1 protein-coding gene is annotated in these 1,105 nt (G+C 68.8%); it reads left to right on the top strand.

The features are described from left to right. Nucleotides 1-130 precede the first annotated feature (130 nt). Nucleotides 131-1,105: IS481 family transposase (locus BMZ92_RS36685; protein ID WP_143250034.1), on the top strand; the 975-nt coding region annotated here is incomplete at its 3' end.

The following is a 1,105-nucleotide window of genomic DNA, read 5'->3' as shown; positions in this document are numbered from 1 at the left end:
CTAGGTGTGATGTTCAGGGACGTTGTCCCGGGTTGAGGTGACCGTTGGTGGCCTGTCGTGCTGACAGGTGAAGGCCTCCGGTTGTGAAGTGGAGCTGTCGAGGAACCACATCACCCGCCCGGAGGCCTTCGTGTCCCACCCTAATGCCGCCCTGACCCCACGCACCCGGCTGCGACTCGCACGCCTGATCGTCGAGCAGGGCTGGACCTATGCCGAAGCGGCGAAAATGTTCATGGTCGCGGCGAAGACGGCCGCGAAGTGGGCCAAACGCTACCGCGCCGAAGGTGTGGCCGGGATGGCTGATCGCAGCAGCCGCCCGCACCGCAGCCCGGCCCGCACCCGCGGGCCTGTCGTACGGCAGATCGTGCGGTTGCGGTGGCGGCACCGGCTGGGCCCGGTCCAGATCGCCGGCCGGCTCGGCCTGCCCGCCTCCACGGTGCACGCGGTGCTGGTGCGCTGCCGGATCAACCGGCTCACCCACATCGACCGGGCCACCGGGCAACCGCTGCGCCGCTACGAGCACGACCACCCCGGCTCGCTGATCCATGTCGATGTCACCAAGTTCGGCAACATCCCCGACGGTGGCGGACACCGCTACGTCGGCCGGCAACAAGGTCAGGTCAACAAACGCGCCACCCCCGGGCTGCCCCGCGGCGCCGACTACAAGCCCCGCACCGGCACCGCGTTCGTCCACACCGTCATCGATGACCACTCCCGCGTCGCCTACGCCGAAATCCACACCGACGAAACCGCCGCCACCGCCACCGCTGTCCTGCGCCGGGCGGTGGCCTGGTTCGCCGATCTGGGCGTCACCGTCGAACGCGTACTCTCCGACAACGGGTCGGCCTACCGCTCCCATGCCTGGCGCGACACCTGCACCGAGCTGGGAATCGTCCCAAAACGGACCCGGCCTTACCGGCCACAGACCAACGGCAAGATCGAACGCTTCCACCGCACCCTGGCCGAGGACTGGGCCTACACCCGCTTCTACCCGTCCGAAGCCCTGCGGCGGGCAGCACTACCGCCCTGGCTGCACTTCTACAATCACCACCGACCCCACAGCGCAACCAGCGGCAAACCCCCGATCACCCGCCTGACCAACCTC

Source organism: Amycolatopsis sacchari, assembly GCF_900114035.1.
Taxonomy (GTDB): Bacteria; Actinomycetota; Actinomycetes; order Mycobacteriales; family Pseudonocardiaceae; genus Amycolatopsis_E; species Amycolatopsis_E sacchari.
This window is presented reverse-complemented; position numbering and strand designations above follow the sequence as displayed.